At 71.0% G+C, this 2,099-nt stretch carries 1 protein-coding gene; it reads left to right on the forward strand.

All coding sequences use genetic code 11. The annotated features are described in order from the left end of the window. On the forward strand, window positions 1–2,099 hold a 2,099-nt coding region (locus ABZ576_RS34305; protein WP_360750021.1), incomplete at both ends, for a condensation domain-containing protein.

The following is a 2,099-nucleotide window of genomic DNA, read 5'->3' on the forward strand; positions in this document are numbered from 1 at the left end:
GGGCTGACGGCGTCGCGGTTCGTCGCCGATCCGTATGGGCCGGCCGGTTCGCGGATGTACCGGACCGGTGACGTGGTCCGGTGGAACGCCGACGGTGAACTCGAATACCTCGGCCGCTCCGACCACCAGCTCCAGATCCGGGGCATCCGCGTCGAACCAGGCGAAGCCGAGGCCACGCTGGCGGCGCACCCGGATGTCGCCCGGGCCGCCGTCGTGGTCCGCGGCGATCGACGGGGCGAGCCGGCGCTGGTCGGCTACCTGGTTCCCACGCAGCCCGACGTCGACCCCGGGGCCGTGCGCGAGGACCTCCGCCGTCTGCTGCCCGACCACCTGGTACCGGCGGCACTCGTGGCGCTGCCGGAGCTCCCGCTGACGCCGAACGGCAAGCTCGACCAGGCTGCCCTGCCGGAACCCGAGTTCGAGACGTCGGGTGGACGAAACCCGCGTACAGCGGAGGAAGAGATCCTCTGCGGGCTCTTCGCCGAGATCCTCGGACTGGACCGGGTCGGTGTAGAGGACAGCTTCTTCGATCTGGGCGGCCACTCGCTGCTGGGCACCCGGCTGATCAGCCGCATCCGTGCCGAACTCGGCGTCGAGGTCCGCCTGCTCGCCCTCTTCGAGGCCCCGACCCCGGCCAGGCTGGCGCGGGCGGTCCTCGAAGCGAACTCGCCGGCCCGGGGCGCCCTCGTACCGATGTCCCGCCCCGAGGTGCTGCCGCTGTCGTTCGCCCAGCAGCGCCTGTGGTTCCTGCACAAGCTGGAAGGACCCTCACCCACTTACAACATGCCGCTCACACTGCGTCTGACGGGCCCCCTCCAGGCGCCCGCGCTCCGGATGGCGCTGGCCGATGTGGTCGCCCGGCACGAGGCGCTGCGCACGGTCTTCGGCGAGCACGACGGTGAGCCGTACCAGCGGATCCTGGACATGGAAGAGGTCACGCTCCGACTGCCCGTGCGCGAGGCCGACGGTGCCGCCTTGGACGAGGAGCTGCGGGACGCGGCACGCCACCGGTTCGACCTGGCCGCCGAGATCCCGCTGCGGGCCTCGCTGTTCGTGGTCGGCGACGACGAGTGGGTGCTGATGCTGGTCCTGCACCACATCGTCGCCGACGGCTGGTCACTGCGGCCGTTGGCCCGCGACCTGGCAGCCGCGTACGCCGCGCGTGCGGCCGGCCGGACCCCGGACTGGTCCCCGCTGCCGGTGCAGTACGCCGACTACAGCCTCTGGCACCGGGAACTGCTCGGCGACGACACGGACCCCGACAGCGAGTTCGGCCGCCAGCTGGCGTTCTGGCGGGAACGGCTCGCCGGCCTGCCGGAGCAAGTGACCCTGCCCACCGACCGCCCACGTCCGGCAGTGGCCGGCTACCAGGGTGACGTGAGCACCTTCCAGGTGGACGCGGGACTGCACGCCGGGTTGACGGCACTGGCCCGGCAGACCGGCTCGACCCTGTTCATGGTGCTGCAGACGGCGCTGTCCGCGCTGCTGACCCGGTCCGGCGCGGGAACGGACGTGGTGGTCGGCGCGGGCGTGGCCGGCCGCACCGACGAACAACTCGACGACCTGGTCGGCTTCTTCGTCAACATGGTGGTGCTGCGCACCGACACATCCGACGATCCGGCCTTCAGCGAACTGCTCCAGCGCGTACGCGACACGAGCCTCGCCGCCTACGCGCACCAGGACATCCCGTTCGAGTACCTCGTCGAGAAGATCAACCCGCTGCGGTCGGCGTCGCACCAGTCTCTGTTCCAGATCGCCATGGTCCTGCAGAACAACGCCGAGGCCGACTTCACGCTCTCCGAGCTGCGGGTACGGCAGGAGAGCCAGGGCACCGGAACCTCCCGCTTCGACCTGTCGCTGAGCATCACCGAGACCACCTCGGCCGACGGCAGCCCGGCCGGTCTCACCGGGGTGGTGGAGTTCTCCACGGAGTTGTACGACCGCTCGACGATCGAGGCGTTCACGGCGCGCTGGGTGCGTGTGCTGAGGGCCATGGTCACGGCACCGCAGTCCCGGTTGAGTGAGGTGGATCTGCTCGGTGCCGAGGAGCGGGTCCGGTTGCTGGAGGAGTGGGGGACGGCGGAGGCCGGTGTCGAGGC

It is taken from the genome of Streptomyces sp. NPDC013455 (assembly GCF_040632975.1).
Taxonomy (GTDB): domain Bacteria; phylum Actinomycetota; class Actinomycetes; order Streptomycetales; family Streptomycetaceae; genus Streptomyces.